The 19,564-nt window shown below is 70.1% G+C and carries 9 protein-coding genes; 8 read left to right on the top strand and 1 reads right to left on the bottom strand.

Annotation, left to right across the window (positions count from 1 at the left end; all coding sequences use genetic code 11):
• Position 1 precedes the first annotated feature (1 nt).
• The 7 genes from treS to treY all read left to right on the top strand — a co-directional run bounded on the left by treS (position 2) and on the right by treY (position 17,898).
• Complete coding sequence (gene treS, locus AB1I47_RS14190) at positions 2 to 3,364, top strand: maltose alpha-D-glucosyltransferase (RefSeq protein WP_354684380.1); 3,363 nt, start codon at positions 2 to 4, stop codon at positions 3,362 to 3,364.
• Entirely contained in the window at positions 3,361 to 5,658 is a 2,298-nt protein-coding gene (gene glgB, locus AB1I47_RS14185) for a 1,4-alpha-glucan branching protein GlgB (RefSeq protein ID WP_407935840.1), read from the top strand. Before treS ends, glgB begins: the two co-directional genes overlap by 4 nt.
• Positions 5,655 to 7,937, top strand: a complete 2,283-nt coding sequence (gene glgX / locus AB1I47_RS14180) for a glycogen debranching protein GlgX (protein WP_354684379.1) — start codon at positions 5,655 to 5,657, stop codon at positions 7,935 to 7,937. The genes glgB and glgX overlap by 4 nt, the downstream gene beginning before the upstream one ends.
• Entirely contained in the window at positions 7,934 to 10,228 is a 2,295-nt protein-coding gene (malQ, locus tag AB1I47_RS14175) for a 4-alpha-glucanotransferase (protein WP_354684378.1), read from the top strand. Before glgX ends, malQ begins: the two co-directional genes overlap by 4 nt.
• Before the next feature lie 111 nt (positions 10,229 to 10,339).
• On the top strand, positions 10,340 to 12,883 hold the full coding sequence (locus AB1I47_RS14170) for a glycogen/starch/alpha-glucan phosphorylase (RefSeq protein WP_354684377.1): 2,544 nt from the start codon (positions 10,340 to 10,342) through the stop codon (positions 12,881 to 12,883).
• A gap of 312 nt (positions 12,884 to 13,195) precedes the next feature.
• Positions 13,196 to 15,190, top strand: coding sequence for a malto-oligosyltrehalose trehalohydrolase (gene treZ / locus AB1I47_RS14165; protein ID WP_407935839.1), 1,995 nt, complete (start codon positions 13,196 to 13,198; stop codon positions 15,188 to 15,190).
• Positions 15,190 to 17,898: a malto-oligosyltrehalose synthase gene (treY, locus tag AB1I47_RS14160; RefSeq protein ID WP_354684410.1), complete on the top strand. Its 2,709-nt coding sequence runs from the start codon at positions 15,190 to 15,192 to the stop codon at positions 17,896 to 17,898. The genes treZ and treY overlap by 1 nt, the downstream gene beginning before the upstream one ends.
• Positions 17,899 to 17,952: 54 nt before the next feature.
• Here the strand turns inward: treY and AB1I47_RS14155 are convergent, their stop codons facing one another.
• On the bottom strand, positions 17,953 to 18,609 hold the full coding sequence (locus AB1I47_RS14155) for a malto-oligosyltrehalose synthase (RefSeq protein WP_354684375.1): 657 nt from the start codon (positions 18,607 to 18,609) through the stop codon (positions 17,953 to 17,955).
• Between the two features lie 586 nt (positions 18,610 to 19,195).
• Here AB1I47_RS14155 and AB1I47_RS14150 point away from each other — a divergent pair.
• Positions 19,196 to 19,561 (top strand): BON domain-containing protein, encoded by a 366-nt coding sequence (locus tag AB1I47_RS14150; protein WP_354684374.1) that lies wholly within the window; start codon positions 19,196 to 19,198, stop codon positions 19,559 to 19,561.
• Positions 19,562 to 19,564: the final 3 nt, after the last annotated feature.

Below are 19,564 nucleotides of genomic sequence, written 5' to 3'. Positions count from 1 at the left end.
GATGAAACGCCTAACAGAAACCGCCAGCGCCGCACTGCTCAACGCCGATCCCCTCTGGTACAAGGACGCGGTCATCTACCAGCTCCACATCAAGTCCTTCTACGACGCCAACGGCGACGGCGTCGGGGACTTTGCCGGGCTGCTGGCCAAGCTCGACTACCTGGTCAACCTGGGCGTGGACACCATCTGGCTGCTGCCGTTCTACCCGTCGCCGCGCCGCGACGACGGCTACGACATTGCCGACTACCGCAACGTCCACCCGGACTACGGCACGCTGACCGAAGCCCGCCGCTTTATCGCCGCGGCCCATGCGCGGGGGCTGCGCGTGATCACCGAGCTGGTGATCAACCACACCTCCGACCAGCATCCGTGGTTCCAGCGCGCGCGCAAGGCCAAGCCCGGCTCGGCGGCGCGCAAGTACTACGTATGGTCCGACCATGACCAGTCCTACGCCGGCACCCGCATCATCTTCTGCGATACCGAGAAGTCCAACTGGAGCTGGGACCCGGTCGCCGGCGCGTACTTCTGGCACCGCTTCTATTCGCACCAGCCCGACCTGAACTTCGATAACCCGCAGGTGCTCAACGAAGTCCTGTCGGTGATGCGCTTCTGGCTCGACATGGGCATCGACGGGCTGCGCCTGGACGCGGTGCCGTACCTGGTGGAGCGCGAAGGCACCAGCAACGAGAACCTGCCGGAGACCCACGCCGTCATCCGCCATATCCGCGCGCACCTGGACCAGCACTTCCAGGGCCGCATGCTGCTGGCCGAGGCCAATATGTGGCCCGAGGACGCGCAGCAGTATTTCGGCCTGACCGGCCCCGAGCCGGAAGGCGACGAATGCCATATGGCGTTCCACTTCCCGCTGATGCCGCGCATGTACATGGCGATCGCGCGCGAAGACCGCTTCCCGATCACCGACATCATGCGCCAGACGCCGGAGGTGCCGCCGAACTGCCAGTGGGCCATCTTCCTGCGCAACCATGACGAACTGACGCTGGAAATGGTGACCAGCAGCGAGCGCGACTACCTGTGGGAGGTCTATGCCTCGGACCGGCGCGCGCGCATCAACCTGGGCATCCGCCGCCGGCTGGCGCCGCTGATGGAGCGCGACCGCCGCCGCATCGAACTGATGAACAGCCTGCTGTTCTCGATGCCGGGCACGCCGGTGATCTACTACGGCGACGAGATCGGCATGGGCGACAACATCCACCTGGGCGACCGCGACGGCGTGCGCACGCCGATGCAGTGGTCGCCCGACCGCAACGGCGGCTTCTCGCATGCCGACCCCGAGCGGCTGGTGCTGCCGCCGCTGCAGGGCCCGCTGTACGGCTATGAGGCGGTCAATGTCGAGGCGCAGGCGCGCGATCCGCATTCACTGCTGAACTGGATGCGGCGCATGCTGGCGCTGCGGCGCAAGCACCAGGCCTTCGGCCGCGGCGCGCTGCGCTTCTTGTTTCCCGGCAACCGCAAGATCCTGGCCTACCTGCGCGAATACGAGGGCGAGCACATCCTGTGCGTGGCCAACCTGTCGCGCGCGCCGCAGGCCGTCGAACTGGACCTGTCCGCCTTCAACGGCCGCGTGCCGGTGGAGATGATGGGTGCCACCCCCTTTCCCGCCATCGGCACGCTTACCTACCTGCTGACGCTGCCGCCCTACGGCTTCTACTGGTTCGTGCTCAGCGACGAGGCGCAGCCGCCGTCGTGGCACGTGGAGGCGCCCGAGCAAATGCCAGACCAGATCACCCTCGTGATGCAGAACATAGGCCGGCCGGAACTGACCGACGCGTCGCGCCGCATCATGGCCAGCGAAGTGCTGCCGCATTACATCAGCCGGCGCCGCTGGTTCGGCGCCAAGCATGAGCGCATCGAGCGCGTCGGCATGGCGTACGTGCTGCCGTTCGCGCGCGGCGGCGCGGGCGAAGACGTCTACCTGGCCGAGGTCGAGGTGGCGCTGTCCGGCCGCACCGAACGCTACCAGCTGCCGGTAGGCATCCTGTGGGACCGCGAGAGCGCCGACGGCGTGTCGCAGCTTGCACACGGGCTGTCGATGGCGCGCGTGCGCCAGGGCAGCCGCGTGGGACTGGCCACCGACGGATTCGTGGTCGAGCCCTTCGCGCGCGAAGTGGTGCGTGCGCTGCGCAATGGCGTGGAAATGCGCGCCGGGCAGGACCTCATCCGCTTCCAGGCCGAACCGGGACTGGCCGCGCTGGAACTGGAGCGCGACCCCATCGAGTACATGTCGGCCGAGCAGTCCAACAGCTCGCTGTCGTACAACAACACCGCGGTGCTCAAGCTGGTGCGCCGGCTCTCCGGCGGCATCCATCCCGAAGCCGAGATGACACGCTACCTGACCGCGCAGAGCTACGCGCACGCGGCGCCATTGCTGGGCGAGGTGGTGCGCACCGGTGCCGACGGCGTGCCGCATACGCTGATGCTGCTGCAGGGCTATATCCTCAACCAGGGCAACGGCTGGGACTGGACCCTCGACTACCTTGGCCGCGCCATCGACGATGCGCTGCCGGCGCCGGAAAGCGAGGACGAGTTCGCCGAGGCCATGAACGGCTACGCCGCGCTGGCCGGCACGCTGGGACGGCGCCTGGCCGAACTGCATGCGGTGCTGGCCCGGCCCACCGATGAAGCGCCGTTCACGCCGGTGCCGGCCAGCGACGACGATGCGCGCGCCTGGGCCGGACAGGCAATGAAGGCGCTGCAGCGCGCGCTGACGCTGCTGGAACGGCGCGCCGACAACGTGCAGGGTTCGGTACGCATGGCGTTCGAGTCCGACGTGCAGACGCTGATGGATGCCCGCGACGCGCTGCCGGGGCTGGTCGATCAGCTGGCCGCGTCGGCGCCGGGCAGCCTGCAGACCCGTATCCACGGCGACTTCCACCTGGGCCAGGTGCTGATCGCGCAGAACGACACCTACCTGGTCGACTTCGAGGGCGAGCCCGGCCTGCCGCTGGACTGGCGGCGGCGCAAGACCTCGCCGCTGCGCGACGTGGCCGGGCTGCTGCGCTCGATCGACTATGCCGCGGCCACGGTCGGCACCGATCGCCAGGAACGCACCCATACCGAACTGCCGCCCGCGCTGGCCGAACGCCGCGCCGTGCTGCTGGAGCGCTTCCGCACCACCGCCAACGAGGCCTTCCTGAACGCCTACCGGCAACATATGGAGGGCTCGGCCGCACCATGGGTGCAGCCCGACCAGCTCCAGCCGCTGCTGGACCTGTTCCTGCTGGAACGCGCGGCCTACGAGGTCGATTACGAAGCCGCCAATCGCGTCGCCTGGATCGACCTGCCGGTAAGCGGTCTGGCGCGGCTGGTCCGCAAGCTGACAGCGGCCACGGGGGTGCAACCATGAACCCCTCCACCACAGCCGGAAGCCGCAGCGCGCAGCAGGCCGGCATGCTGCCCGGCCACGAGCTCGATGCGCTGCTGGGCGCGCGCCACCCTGACCCGTTCGCGGTACTGGGGCCGCATCCGGATGGCGACGGCGTGCTGGTGCGCGCCTGCCTGCCGGGCGCGGTGTCGGTGCAGCTTGCCGATGCCGGCGGCGCGCCGCTGGCGGATATGGAACGGCTGCACGGCGGCGGCATCTTTGCCGGGTGGCTGCCGCGCGAAAACCGGTCCGGCAAGGCCAGTGCCGCCGACTACCGGCTGCGCGTGCAATGGGCCGACGGCACCGGGCAGTGCAGCGCCGACCCCTATGCCTTCGGGCTGCTGCTGGGCGAGCTCGACCTGCACCTGATTGCGGAAGGCCGCCACTTCCGGCTCGGCGCCTGCATGGGCGCGCAATGGCAGCGCGTGGACGGGGTCGACGGGGTGCGCTTCGCGGTATGGGCCCCCAATGCGCAGCGCGTGTCCGTGATCGGCGATTTCAATGGCTGGCATCCGGCGCGGCACCCGATGCGGCTGCGCCATCCCAGTGGCATCTGGGAGCTGTTCGTGCCCGCGGCGCTGGGCGCCGAGCCGGGCTGCCGCTACAAGTACGACCTGCTCGATCCGCACGGCACCGAGCTGCCCGACAAGGCCGACCCGCTGGCGCTGGCCACCGAGCCCCCGCCCGAGACCGCATCGGTGGTAACGGCGCCCGGCAAGGGCGCGCCGCCGTTCGAGTGGCAGGACGCCGAATGGATGGCGCGCCGCGAGGCCACCGACCCGTACGGCGCGCCGATGTCGGTCTATGAAGTCCATGCATTGTCGTGGCTGCGCGCCGCCAACGATACCCAGCGCGGCTGGGAGATCCTGGCCGAGCGGCTGGTGCCATACGTGCAGGAGCTGGGCTTCACCCATATCGAACTGCTGCCCGTCACCGAGCACCCGTTCGGCGGCTCGTGGGGCTACCAGCCGCTGTCGCTGTATGCGCCGACCGCGCGGCTGGGCCCGCCGCAGGCCTTCGCTGCCTTTGTCGACCGCTGCCACCAGGCCGGCATCGGCGTGATCCTGGACTGGGTGCCGGCGCACTTCCCCACCGACCCGCACGGGCTGGCGCGCTTTGACGGCACCGCGCTGTACGAGCACAAGGACCCGCGCGAAGGCTTTCACCAGGACTGGAACACGCTGATCTACAACCTCGGCCGCAACGAGGTGCGCGGCTTCCTGCTCGCGGGCGCGCTGCACTGGCTCGAGCACTTCCACGCCGACGGCCTGCGCGTCGATGCGGTGGCATCGATGCTGTACCGCGACTACAGCCGCGAGCCCGGCCAGTGGGTCCCCAACCGCTTCGGCGGCCGCGAAAACCTTGAAGCCGTCGACTTCCTGCGCGAACTGAACGCGGTGGTGCACGAACGCTGCCCCGGCGCGCTGACCATCGCCGAGGAATCGACCGCGTGGCCCGGCGTGACCGCCAGCGTCGCCAGCGGCGGGCTGGGCTTCGACTTCAAGTGGAACATGGGCTGGATGCACGACACGCTGCGCTACCTGGGACATGAGCCCATCCACCGCGCGTGGCACCACCAGGACATGACTTTCGGCCTGGTCTATGCGTGGTCCGAAGCGTTCGTGCTGCCGCTGTCGCATGACGAGGTGGTGCACGGCAAGGGCTCGATGATCGGCAAGGTGCCCGGCGACGACTGGCAGCGCTTTGCCGGCCTGCGCGCCTACTACGGCTTCATGTGGACCCATCCAGGCAAGAAGCTGCTGTTCATGGGCGGCGAGCTGGCGCAATGGCAGGAGTGGAACCACGACGCCGAGCTCGACTGGGCGCTGCTGGACCACCCCATGCACCGCGGCATGCACACGCTGGTGCGCGACCTGAACCGGCTCTACCGCGAACTGCCCGCGCTGCACGCGCTGGACCACAGCCCCGAAGGCTTCCAGTGGGTGGTGGGCGACGACAACCACAACAGCGTCTTTGCCTGGCTGCGCCGCGCCGCACCGGACAGCCAGGAGGTAGTGCTGGTAGTGGCCAACATGACGCCGGTGCCGCGCCAGGGCTATCGCCTGGGCGTGCCCTTTGCCGGCACCTGGCAGGAATGCCTGAACACCGATGCCGAATGCTATGGCGGCAGCAATGTCGGCAACGGCGGCGCGGTGGCCGCGGTGGAAGTGCCTTCGCACGGCCAGCCCGCGTCGCTGGCGCTGACGCTGCCGCCGCTGGCCACACTGGTATTGCGATTTGAACAAGGTAGTGGCGCACAAGGCGCGGCGACATGAACCGACCGTTCGCGGACCGGCTGCTGCCGGGCAAGCCGTATCCACTGGGGGCCCATTGGGACGGGCTGGGGGTCAATTTCGCGGTGTTCTCGGCGCATGCGTCGCGCATCGACGTGTGCCTGTTCTCCGGCAACGGCCGCAAGGAACTGGCGCGGCTGCCGCTGCCGGAATGCACCGACGAGATCTGGCACGGCTACCTGCCCAACGCGGCGCTGGGCACGCTGTACGGCTACCGTGCGCATGGCCCCTACGATCCCATGCACGGGCACCGCTTCAACCCGCACAAGCTGCTGCTGGACCCGTATGCGCGCCAGTTGAGCGGCCCGGTGCGCTGGGCCGATGTGCTGTTCGGCTACCGCCTGCAGAGCGCGCGCGGCGACCTGACGCTGGACCGCCGCGACAGCGCCCAGAGCATGCCCAAGGCGGTGGTGATCGACGAGAGCTTCCACTGGGGCGACGACCGCCCGCCGGCGGTGCCATGGCCGTCCACCGTCATCTATGAAGCCCACCTGCGCGGCCTGTCGATGCTGCGCGACGACCTGCTGCCCAACCTGCGCGGCACCTTCGCCGCGCTGTGCGACCCGCGCTTTATCGACCACCTGGTGCAGCTTGGCGTCACCACCATCGAGCTGCTGCCGATCCACGCCATCCTGCAGGACCGCTTCCTGCTGGAGCGCGGGCTGCGCAACTACTGGGGCTACAACACCATGTCGTTCTTCGCGCCGGAGCCGGCCTACCTCGGCACCGGGCAGTTGCAGGAATGCAAGGTGGCGATGCGGCGCCTGCATGCCGCCGGCATCGAAGTGATCCTGGACGTGGTCTACAACCACACCTGCGAAGGCAACGAACTGGGGCCGACGGTGTCCTGGCGCGGGCTCGACAACGCCAGCTATTACCGGCTGATGCCCGGCGACGCGCGCCACTACATCAACGACACCGGCTGCGGCAACACGCTCAACCTGTCGCATCCGCGCGTGCTGCAGATGGTGCTGGATTCGCTGCGCTACTGGGTCGAGTGCTACCACGTCGACGGCTTCCGCTTCGACCTGGGCAGCACGCTGGGGCGCGAGGGCAACGGCTTCGACCAGGGCTCGGGCTTTTTCGATGCGCTGATGCAGGACCCGGTGCTGCGCCGCGTGAAGCTGATCTCCGAGCCGTGGGACCTGGGGCCCGGCGGCTACCAGCTTGGCAACCATCCGCCGGGCTTTGCCGAGTGGAACGACAAGTTCCGCGACGTGGTGCGCCGCTTCTGGCGCGGCGATGCCGGCCAGCGCGGCGAGCTGGCGGCGCGGCTGACAGCCTCGGCCGACCTGTTCGACCGCCGCTACCGGCGCCCGTGGGCCAGCATCAACTTCATCACCGCGCATGACGGCTTCACGCTGGCCGATCTGGTCAGCTACAGCGGCAAGCACAACGAAGCCAACGGCGAAGACAACCGCGACGGCACCGACGACAACGCCAGCGCCAACTGGAGTGCGGACGGCAGCGTCGAAGGCCCCACCGACGACCCCGACATCCTGGCATGCCGTCAGCGCGTGGCGCAGGCCCTGATGGCCACGCTGCTGCTGTCGCAGGGCACGCCCATGCTGACCGCCGGCGACGAATGGGGCCGCACCCAGCAGGGCAACAACAACGCCTACTGCCAGGACAACGAGATCTCATGGCTGGACTGGAAGCAGGCGCAGGCGGGCAGCGCGCAGCCGCTGCAGCATATGGTGCGCCGGCTGCTGGCGCTGCGCCGCCGGCTGCATGCGCTCGCCGGCGACCGCTTCGCGCACGGGCGCGAACAGCCGGCGCGCGGCATTGCCGACATCGCCTGGTTCGATACCGACGGCAAGCCGCCCACGTCAGAGGAATGGGCCGATCCCGAGATCCGCACGCTGGCGCTGCGCCGCGCGGCCGCGCCGCAGCAGCCGGAACGGCCGCAACTCGGTTCGCTGGCGCAGGAGGAAGAGGACGACGGCCGCAACGTACAGGTCACGCTGCTGTTGCTTAACGCCGGCGATGCCGACGCGTCGTTCCGGCTGCCCGGGCCCACGCTGGACTGGACCCTGCTGTTCGACAGCAGCCGGCCCGAAGCGACCGAGGCCGAGCTTGCCGGCGAAGCCGTCGGCGACAGCCAGGACGTGGCCGGCCACTCGCTGGTGCTGCTGGCGGCGCAGGCGCGCAGCCGCGAGAGCGCGCGCCCGGAAAGCCCGCCGCTCGGGGCGCCGCAGGAAGCCCCTCAGGAAGCTACGGAAGAAGTCGCGCTGGAAGCGCGCCAGGAGGCTGCGCCATGAGCCGGCGTACCGGCATCCACAGCCCGGCTCGCACAGCGTCGGAACGCGGCCTTACTCCGCTGCAGGCGCTGGCATTGCGCGCTGGCCTGCTGCCGCAGTGGACCGATGCCTGGAACCATCCGCAAACGGTATCCGACGACGCGTTGCAGCGCGTGCTGAATGGCCTCGGCCTGCCCTGCGCCACCACCGGACAGTGCGAGGCTTCGCGCGCGCGGCTGGCCGCCGACGACGCGGCCCATGCGCTGCCGCCGCTGATTACCGCCGAGCGCGGCCAGCCGGTGGCGGTGCCGTGGCCGCATACGCTGCCGCAGCGCCCGTACCGGCTCACGCTCGAAGACGGCGCCATCGTCGCCGGCACCGCGGTGCGCCAGGGCAACGACAGCGCCAATGGCGGCACCATGCTGCTGCCTGCGATCGATGTGTGCGGCTATCACCGCCTGGAACTCGGCGAAGCGCACACGGTGCTGGCGGTGGCGCCGCCGCGCTGCTATGGCGTCGCCGACGCGCTGCGCCACGCCGGCCGCACGCGCGACCCTGCGCGCCCCTGGGGCCTGGCGCTACAGCTCTACAGCCTGCGCCGCGGCGCGCCCTGCGGCATGGGCGACCTGACCGCGCTGGCGCAGTGCTGCACCTCGGCCGCCGCCGCGCACGCCGATGCCGTGGCCATCAACCCGCTGCACGCCGGCTTTGCCGCGCTGCCGCAGCGCTACAGCCCGTACGCGCCATCCAGCCGGCTGTTCCTGAACCCGCTCTACGCCGATCCCGCGGCACTGTTCGGGCAGGCCGCGGTCGACGCCGCCATCGCTGACCTTGGCGCGGGCGAGACCCTGGCCGCGCTGGAAGCGCGCCGCGAAATCGACTGGATCGCGCTGGCGCCGCTGCGCTATGCCATCCTGCACTGGCTGTGGCAGCGGCGCGGGACGCTGCTGCCGCGCGCGGCGCTGGACGACTGCGCCGCGTTCCGCGCGCGCGGCGGCACTGCGCTGCACGCGCATGCCTGCTACGAGGCCATCCAGGCGCAGCGGCTTGCCGACAGCGCCAACGGCACCAACCACAACGCCGCGCCCGACTGGCGCAGCTGGCCGGTCACGCTGCGCTCGCCCGCCGATGCCGCGGTCGCGGCCTTTGCGCAGGCCCATGCCGATGACGTGGCCTGGCATACCTTCCTGCAATGGATCGCCGCCGACGGGCTGGCGCGCGCGCAGCGTGCGGCCCGCGACGCCGGCATGGCCATTGGCATCGTCAGCGACCTGGCGGTAGGGGCCGACCCCGGCGGCAGCCAGGCCTGGACCCGCCAGCAGGAAATCCTCGCCGGCGTCCACGCCGGCGCGCCGCCTGACCTGTATAACCCGCTGGGGCAGGACTGGGGCGTCGCGGTGTTCTCGCCGCGCGGGCTGCGCCGGCACGGCTTTGCCGCCTTCCTCGAGATGCTGCGCGCCAACCTGGCCCATGCAGGTGGGCTGCGCATCGACCATGTGCTCGGCCTGGCGCGGATGTGGCTGGTACCCGCCGGCGCGCCGGCCAGCAACGGCGCCTACCTGCGCTATCCGCTTGACGACATGCTGCGGCTGGTGGCGCTGGAATCGTGGCGGCACCGCGCCATCATCATCGGCGAGAACCTCGGCACGGTGCCGCCGGAGCTGAACGCCGCGCTGTCGGCGCGCGGCGTGCTCGGCATCGACGTGCTGTGGTTCCAGCGCGAGGAACACAGCGCTGGCACCACGCAGCCATCTGACGACGCGGAAACCGCGCGCGACAGGAACCCCGCCAGCGCCACCAACAGCGACACCGTGCCCGCCTTCCTGCCCCCCGCGCAATGGCCGCCGGAGGCTGTCGCCACCACCTCGACGCACGACCTGCCCACGGTGGTCGGCTGGTGGGCGGGGCGCGACCTGGACTGGCGCGACCAGCTGCACCTGCTGGCGCCCGGCGAAACCATCGAACAGGCCCAGGCCGCACGCGCGCGCGAACGCAGCGCGCTGTGGCAGGCACTGTCCGCCGCCGGCCTGTGCCATGGGCGTGAGCCGAGCCCCGAGCGCGCCCCGCTCGACGCAGTGCTGGCCTGGCTCGGCACGGCGCGCACCGCGCTGCGCCTGGTGCCGCTGGAAGACCTGCTCGGCGCCGCCGAGCAGCCCAACCTGCCCGGCACCACCAGCGTCCATCCCAACTGGCAACGGCGCCTCGATGCCGACGCACGCGCGCTCGCCGACACACCCGAGGTGCGCGCGCGCGCCGAGGCCGTGCGCAGCGGACGCCACGGCGCGCGCCATCCGCCGCCGCGGCGGCGCTAGCCGCCGCGCAGCCGATCCATGTGGCGGCTGCAGACCTCAGGGCAATTCCCTTCCCCGCGGGATTGCCTGATCCGCTAAGCTCTTCTCACCAACATGTGCAGGAGCCCCGCCATGAAGGAAGCCCCCCGGCCCGAGCATGCCGACGACACCCGTACTGCCCTGTCCGGCGCCAGCCTGCGCCGCGCCTTTCTCGACCACGTCTTCCATACCCAGGGCAAGCTGCCCGGCCACGCCGGCCAGAACGACCTCTACCAGGCGGCGGCGCATACCGTGCGCGACCGCCTGGTGCAGCGCTGGATCAGCACCGCCGAAGCGTACCTGGGCCAGCCCTCGCGCACTGTCGCCTATCTCTCGGCCGAATTCCTGATGGGCCCGCACCTGGGCAACAACCTGATCAACCTGGGCATCTACGACGAGGTGCGCGAGGCCATGACCGCGGCCGGGCTGGACCTGGACCGCATCCTGGATCAGGAGGTCGAGCCGGGGCTGGGCAACGGCGGCCTGGGCCGGCTGGCGGCATGCTTCATGGATTCGCTGGCGACGCTGGAAATCCCCGCGCTGGGCTACGGCATCCGCTACGAATACGGCATCTTCCAGCAAACCATCATGGACGGCATGCAGGTGGAGAAGACCGACACCTGGCTGCGCAACGGCAACCCGTGGGAAATCCAGCGCTCCGAATGGGCGGTGCAAGTGCGCCTGGGCGGCCACACCGAGCACTACACCGATGACCGCGGCCACTACCGCGTGCGCTGGGTCCCGGCCAAGACCGTGGTGGGCGTGCCGTTCGATTCGCCGATCCTGGGCTACCGGGTCAATACCGTCAACACGCTGCGGCTGTGGCGCGCCGACGCCACCGAGGCCTTCGACTTCCACACCTTCAACCGCGGTGACTACCTCGGCGCGGTCAGCAAGAAGGTGACGTCAGAGAACCTGACCAAGGTGCTCTACCCCAACGACGAAACCAGCCAGGGCAAAGAGCTGCGGCTCGAGCAGCAGTACTTCTTCGTCGCCTGCTCGCTGCAGGACATGCTGCGGCTGCTCGATGCCGACGGCATTCCGGTCACGCGCTTCCATGAGAAGTTCGCGGTACAGCTCAACGACACCCACCCGGCGGTGGGCATCGCCGAGCTGATGCGGCTGCTGGTCGACGATCATGATCTGCCCTGGGCCGAGGCCTGGAGCATCACGCAGAATGCCTTTGCCTACACCAATCACACGCTGCTGCCAGAAGCGCTGGAGCAATGGCCTCTGCCGCTGTTCGGGCGGGTGCTGCCGCGCCACCTGGAAATCATCCTGGAGATCAACGCGCGTTTTCTCGACGAGGTGCGGATCCGCTTCTACGGCGACGAATCGCGCCTGGCGCGTCTGTCCCTGATCAACGAGCACGGCGAGCGCCATGTGCGCATGGCCAACCTGGCGTGCGTCGGCAGCCATGCCATCAACGGCGTGGCCGAGCTGCACTCGCGCCTGATGCGCGAGGACGTGCTCAAGGATTTCTTCGCGATGTGGCCGGAGAAATTCACCAGCATCACCAACGGCGTGACGCCGCGGCGCTGGCTGGCGCTGTCCAATCCGCGGCTGACGCGGCTGGTGTCGGATGCGATCGGCGACGGCTGGATTTCCGACCTGGACCAGATCCACGCGCTCGAGCCCTATGCGGACGATGCCGGCTTCCGCCAGCAATGGCAGGCGGCGCGGCGCGACAACAAGGCCGACCTGGCGCAGCTTATCCGCGACATCACCGGCGTGGTGGTGGACCCGTCGTCGATGTTCGACGTGATGGTCAAGCGCATCCACGAATACAAGCGCCAGCACCTGGCCGTGCTGCACGTGATCGCGCTGTACCACCGCATCAAGTCCGATCCCAACGCAGAGATCCAGCCGCGCACCTTCCTGTTCGGCGGCAAGGCCGCGCCGGGCTACGTCTACGCCAAGCTGATGATCCGCTTCATCACCTCGGTGGCCGACGTGATCAACCGCGACCCGCAGGTGCGCGACCGGCTCAAGGTGGTGTTCCTGCCCAACTTCAACGTCACCTACGGCCAGCGCATCTACCCGGCGGCGGACCTGTCCGAGCAGATCTCGCTGGCGGGCAAGGAAGCGTCCGGCACCGGCAACATGAAGTTCGCGATGAACGGCGCGCTCAATATCGGCACCATGGACGGCGCCAATATCGAGCTGCGCGAGGCGGTCGGCAACGACAACTTCTTCCCGTTCGGCCTGACCGCGCCCGAGGTCTACGCGCTGCGCGCCGACGGCTACGATCCCGCGGCCTATTACCACAGCAACCCGCAGCTGCGCGCGGTGATCGACCTGATCCAGCAGGGCTTCTTCTCGCGCGGCGATCCGACGCTGTTCCGCCCGCTCTTTGATCCGCAGCTGCGGCATGACCCTTACCTGCTGCTGGCGGATTTCGCTTCGTACATCGACTGCCAGCAGAAGGCGTCGGACGCGTTTGCCGATACCGAGCGCTGGCAGCGCATGTCGGTGCTGTCATGCGCACGCTCTGGCCGGTTTTCGTCGGACCGGGCGATTCGCGAATATTGCGAGCGCATCTGGAAAGTCGGGCCGGTGCCGGTGCGGCTGCTGCACCGCGCCAGCGGCGCGCCGGGCGAGATGGAAGGCGGGGCGCGTGCGCCGCGCGCGGCCTGAGGCCGCCTCCCGGGCTGGCCGAATGCGGCGCAGCGTGCGGTATCGCATGCGCAAAGGGCTCCAGTAGTTTCTACAATCAGCCATGTAACAAGGCCCGCCGCGCAAGCGCGCCCTTCCTTGCTGACCGCGCCACGAATGCGCCGTTCTGCTGGCATGGAGTTCGCATTGCGCAAGGGCTGGCTGAACCGGCGGTGTCGCACTCCGCAAGCGGGCCGCCATCCGCAGCATCGCCGCTTGCACTACGCGCCACCGACCGCCGCCACTGCGTCCCGCTGCGCGCCCTCGCAAAGCCCATGAAGGCAGGAGCCGAATTTGAACGCGAACCCGTTTCCTCTCGCCCCCGGTGCCAGGTCCGCCATGCCGAACCTGGCCCCGCTCGACTGCTTTGCGGCGCCTTCGGCGCAAGCCTTCACCTCCAACGACGACCATGCCCAGGACTACCTGTTCGGGCCCGCGTGGCTGCCCGACGGGCGCGTGCGCTTCCGGCTGTGGGCGCCCGATGCGGCCGACCAGGGACAGGCGGTGCGGCTGGAAATCGCGGGACTCGGCCCGGTGCGCATGGCGGGCGGGCCCAATGGCTGGTTCGAGGCCATCGTGCCGTGCTGCGAAGGTGCGCGTTACTGGTTTCGCCTGGACGACGGCACCACCGTGCCGGATCCGGCCTCGCGCTGGCAGGCCGACGATGTGCACGGGCCCAGCATCGTGCCGGCGCGCGACGCCGCCCGCGCCTTCGCGTGGGGCTGCCCCGACTGGCGCGGCCGGCCCTGGCACGAAGCCATCGTCTACGAGCTGCACGTGGGCCTGTGCGGCGGCTACGCCGGCGCCGCGCAGCAACTGCAGCGGATCGCGGCGCTTGGGTTCACAGCCGTGGAACTGATGCCGCTGGCCGAATTCCCCGGCGAGCGCAACTGGGGCTATGACGGCGTGCTGCCGTTCGCACCCGAATCCAGCTATGGCACGCCGGACGACTTGCGCGCGCTGGTGGACCGTGCCCACCAGCTCGGCCTGATGGTGTTGCTGGATGTGGTCTACAACCACTTCGGCCCCGAGGGCAACTACCTGCACCGCTATGCCAGCGCATTCTTCCGCGCCGACTGCCAGACGCCATGGGGCCCGGCCATCGATTTCCGCCGGCCGCAGGTGCGGCGCTTCTTCACCGAAAACGCGCGCTACTGGCTGGAGCAGTTCCGCTTCGACGGGCTGCGGCTCGACGCCGTGCATGCGATCGAGGACGAAGGCTGGCTGGCAGCACTGCCCGGCGAGCTGCGCACCATGCGGGCCGCAGGCGACGGCAGCAACCGCCATATCCACCTGGTGCTGGAGAACGACAACAACGATGCCGGGCTGCTGGCCACCGGCTTCGATGCCCAATGGAACGATGATGCCCACCATGCGCTGCACGTGCTGCTGACCAGCGAGGACGACGGCTACTATCGCGACTACACCGGGGCGGCAGACACCGGCAGCGGCGCGGAACGCGGCCTGCCGGCGCTGCGCCACCTTGCGCGCGTGCTGGCCGAGGGCTTTGCCTACCAGGGCGAGCCGTCGCTGCACCGCTCTGCCCACTCCGCCCCCTCCGCCACATTCCCCGATACGCCGGTGCGTCGCGGCCAGCCCAGCGCGCACCTGCCGCCGACGGCATTCATCACCTTCCTGCAGAACCACGACCAGACCGGCAACCGCGCCTTCGGCGAGCGGCTGGCCGCACTGGCCGACCGCGACGCGCTGCGCGCCGCGGTGGCGCTGCAGCTGCTGTGCCCGCAGGTGCCGCTGGTATTCATGGGCGAAGAAACCGGCTCGCAGCGGCCCTTCCTCTACTTCACCAGCCATCCGCCCGAGCTGGCGGCTGCGGTGCGCGAGGGACGGCGGCGCGAATTCGCCGCCAGCGCGGCCTTCCGCGACGACGCGCGCGCCGCGGCGATTCCCGACCCCAACGACGTCGCCACGTTCGAGGCCTCGCGCCCGGCACTGGAGGACGACGGCGACTGGACTCCGTACTACCGCGAGCTGCTGTCGATCCGGCGCCGCGACCTGATGCACCGGATCGCCGGCTGCCAGAGCAAGGGCGTCGATATCCTCGGGCCCGCCGCGCTGTGCGCGCGCTGGCGGCTGGTGGACGGCGTGGAGCTGAGCCTGTGGCTGAACCTGGGCAGCGAAGCCGTGCCCTGCACGCGCCCGTGCCGCGACAAGAGCACCGCGCTGCATGAAAGCACGCCCGGCGCCGCCGCCGAGCTGTCCGCCGGCATGCTGCCGCCGCTGGCCTGCGTCGCCACCCTGTGCGAGCCCGCGCCGGCGCGGCCGCGATGATGCCGGCCCCCGCGCCGGACCCTGCCGGACGCGGCGCCGGGGACAGCGGTCCCGGCGCACTGCCGCGCGCGACCGCCCGGCTGCAGCTTCATCCGGACTTCACCTTCGCCGATGCCGCCGGCGTGGTCGACTACTACGCCGCCCTGGGCGTGAGCCACCTGTACCTCTCACCGGTGTGCAGTGCGCGCCCGGGCTCAACGCACGGCTACGACGTCACCGATTTCACCTGCGTGCGGCCTGAGCTCGGCGGCGAGGGCGGCCTGAAGGTTCTCGCCGGCCGCGCACGTGCGGCGGGTCTCGGGCTGATCCTCGACATCGTCCCCAACCATATGGCCGCCGATGTGACCCACAACGGCTGGTGGCGCGATGTGCTGGCCCACGGCCGCGACAGCCGCTTTGCCGCCTGCTTCGATATCGACTGGACCCCGCGCGACCCCGCGCTGCACGACAAGGTGCTGCTGCCGATCCTGGGCCAGTCGTACTGGGACACGCTGGTGGCGGGCGAGCTGCAATGGGTGCCGGCGAGCGACGACACGCCCGCGCACCTGCGCTACTTCGACCACCTGCTGCCGCTCGCGCCGGGCAGCATCGACACCGAAGCGGAGCTCGAGCCGGGGTGGTACGACGCCACCCATGCCGATGGCCGCGCGCGCCTGCACACGTTGCTGGAGCGCCAGCACTACCGGCTCGCGTGGTGGCGCAGCGCCGCCGCGGCGCTGAACTGGCGCCGCTTCTTCGAGATCAGCGACCTGATCGGCGTGCGCGAGGAGGATCCGCAAGTCTTCGACATGGTCCATGCGCTGGTCTTCAGGCTGCTGCGCGAAGGCTGGATCGACGGCGTGCGCGTCGACCATGTCGACGGCCTGGCCGATCCCGCCGGCTATTGCCGCCGGCTGCGCGAGGAACTGGACCGCCACGCCGCGGCGCGCCCGCCGCTGCTCAGGCTCGAGCGCCCGTGGCTGGTGGTCGAGAAGATCCTCGGCCCACGCGAACGGCTCGCGCCGGACTGGCAGGTCGACGGCACCACCGGCTACGACTTCATGGACGATGTCGCCGCGGTACTGCACGACGGCGAAGGCGACGCGCCGCTGGCCGCACTGTGGGCGCAGGTCAGCGGCGATGCGCGACCCTATGCCGCGCATGCCACCGAGGCGCGCCGCCAGGTGATGGACCGGCACCTGGTGACCGAATACGAAGGCGCCGCCGCGCGCCTGCACGAATGCGCCAGGCAGGACCCCGCCACGCGCGACCTGACCCGCGCCGCGCTGCGGCGCGCGCTGGCGGCGCTGATGGCGGCGGTGCCGGTCTACCGCAGCTACTTCGACGCGCAGCCCGTTGCGCGCGAAGCCACGGCCGTGCAGGCCGACGAGGCCATGCTGGAAGAAGCGATGCACGCGGCGCGTGCCGGGCTGGCCCCGGACGAAGTGGTGGCGCTGGCCTTTATCGCCGGCTGCCTGCGCACCGTGGCCGCGCCCGACAGCGAAACCGGCGCACTGCGCCGGCGCCTGCAGCAACTGATGCCGGCGCTGGCGGCCAAGGCCGGCGAGGACACCGCGTTCTACCGCTATGGCCGGCTGCTGTCGCGCAATGAAGTGGGCAGCGATCCCGCCCTGCTGGCGATGCCGCCAGCGCAGTTCCACGCCCGCATGGCGGCGCGGCGGCTGGCCTGCCCGCACGCTATGCTGGCCACCGCCACCCATGACCACAAACGCGGCGAAGATGCGCGCATGCGCCTGGCGGTACTGAGCGAGATCCCGGGCCCCTGGACCGACGCGGTGACCGCATGGGAACGCGAATGCGCGCCGCTGCTGGCGACGCTGCCGCTGGCACCGGACCCTGGCGACCGGCTGATGCTGTACCAGGCGCTGGTCGGCGCGTGGCCGATGGAAGATACCGCAGCGCCAGCCGAGCATGACGGCACGCAGCAAGCGCCCGACCTGCCCGAAGCGCTGCTCGCGCGCGTGTCCGCGTGGCAGCTCAAGGCCATTCGCGAAGCCAAGCGCCACGGCAACTGGACCTGTCCCGATACCGAATACGAAGCCGCCTGCGAAGCCTTCCTGCGCGGCATTGCGGCGGGCTGGCCGCAGGGCGTGCTGGCGCATATCGGCCAGTTCGTGCGGCGCATCGCCAGCGCCGGCGCGCTCAACAGCCTGGCGCAGGTGCTGGTGCAGCTTACCGCGCCCGGCATTCCCGACCGCTACCAGGGCTGCGAGGGCTGGGACCTGAGCCTGGTCGATCCGGACAACCGCTGCCAGCCGGATTTCTCGCGGCTGCAGGCGCGCCTGGGCTGCAGCGCGGGCTGGGCGCATTGGCTCGCGCACTGGCGCGACGGCCGCATCAAGCAGCAGCTGGTACGCCAGGTGCTGGCCGTGCGCCGCGACGATCCCGATCTCTTCGGTGACGGCCAGTACAGCATGCTGGCGGCGCATGGCGCGCTGGTGTCGCAGGTGCTGGCCTTTGCGCGCACTGCGGGTGCTCGGCAGGCACTGACCGTGGTGACGCGGCTGTCCGCCGCGTATGTCGATCCGGCGCTGCCGCGCATTCCGCCCGCGTGCTGGGGCGATACCACGCTGAACGTCGGCGCGCCCCAGGCCAGCCGCTGGACCGATGCGCTGACCGGCCATGTGCTCGACGCGCCGGCGGGCCGGCTGCGGCTGCACGACGTGCTCGGCGGGCTGCCGGTGGCACTGCTGCTGCGCGCGACGTAGACGGTGACGTGAGCGACGACGTAAGTGACGACGTAAGCGACGGTGGCAAGACCCTCAGGACTGCTGCGCCGGCGGCGCCTGCGACACGATCGGCGTGAGCGGACCGTGCCTGGGAACGTGCGGGTGACCGTGCGGGGGACCGTAGGGTGCCGCGTGATAGCCATCAGGATGGTGCGGAATGCCGTGTGGCGGCAGCCGTCTGGCCTGGCTGGGCGAAGCGCTGCGCTCCTGCGGCTGGTAGGGCCGGATCACCACCGCGACGTAGTCGTCTTCCTTCGGCGTCACCACGATATACGCGAGTCCCGACATCACCAGGCCGACCTCGCCCAGCTCGGTGGCAATGCGCGCCACGATAAAGCGCTGCAGCAGCAGCGGATTGACGCTGTCGTCGATGGCGAGCGCGGCGGTGCAGATGGTCAGGAAGCAGCGCTCGACCTCGCGGCACACCACCACCACTTCATCGATGGCGTAGCCGGAGCGGCTGGCGCGCACCAGCACCGAAACGCCTGAACTTGGCGCGGCCTTGTGCCAGCCGGGCTTGACCTTGAAGCTGGGCAGGGTCAGGCCGGAGCCGGTGCCTTGCGCCACGGTATTGAAGCGCTGGGCAAAGTCGGATGGCGTGATGGCGAGCAACTGGCGCTCGACGGGCGCGGACGAGACCGCGACCGATGAGGCCAGGATCGCGCTCGACAGGATGCTGGCTAGATTCATGGCTACCTCGCAACTGATGAGCCGCTCCCCCCGGCCGGCTGCGCTGATGGGCCCCTTTGCACGTTCTTGCACGCGGCATGCGGAGTGCGCCGCGGCATCGGGCCGACGTTGCGCGCTGTGCTCGCCGGCACATGCCGCACGCCAGTTATGGCCAGCATTTCCTTCACTATAGACAGGACGGCACGCAAGCACACGACGGCACGCAAGCGGCGCGCCAGCGGTGCCACAGGCAAGGTCGCCAAGCCCCGCGGACACGTGCGCGGAGGGACATGCAGTTTCTGCAGCGGCTGTAAAAACTACGGCGTTTGGGACACTGGGGGCGCTGCGAATGCTGCGGCGTTCCGCCGTGGGTGCTGCCCTTGCCCATCACGACGGCAGCGCAGGGCGCAGAGTGCCGCATCGCTGCAGCCCGGCATCCGCCCGCGTGCGACCAGTGACTTCAAAGGCGCTGAATTACCGCCTACTCTGAAATGACTGGACGATTGCGCCGCGCCGGCCCCGGCCGATTGCGGCGGGAATGGAGCTTGCAGGTCGTATGCAGATGCGGACAGGAATCCCCTGCCCGCCGCAGAACAGGAGGACCGTCATGACATCCCGCACCCGCTTTAGCATCGCCAGCCTGGCGCTGCCGCTGGCGGTGCTGGCCGCCTCCCCGGCCGTCCAGGCCGCCCACCAGGATGCGCCCGCGGCGCCGTCATCCACCGGCCGCACGGCCGCACCGCGCGACACCGAAGTCGCCAGCGACCGCGCCATCACCAGCGAAGTCCGGGCGCGCCTGGCCAACGCCCGCACGCTCGATCCGGCCAAGATCCGCGTGTCGACCACCGACGGTGTGGTCAAGCTGGAAGGCACCGTGCGTGACGACAAGCAGCGCACCATGGCCATGGAACTGGCGCGCTCGGTGCGCGGCGTGACCGCCGTGTCCGACGAACTGCGCGCCGGCACCGATTAGCGC

The organism is Cupriavidus necator (assembly GCF_040578825.1).
GTDB classification, from domain to species: Bacteria; Pseudomonadota; Gammaproteobacteria; order Burkholderiales; family Burkholderiaceae; genus Cupriavidus; species Cupriavidus necator_E.
This window is presented reverse-complemented; position numbering and strand designations above follow the sequence as displayed.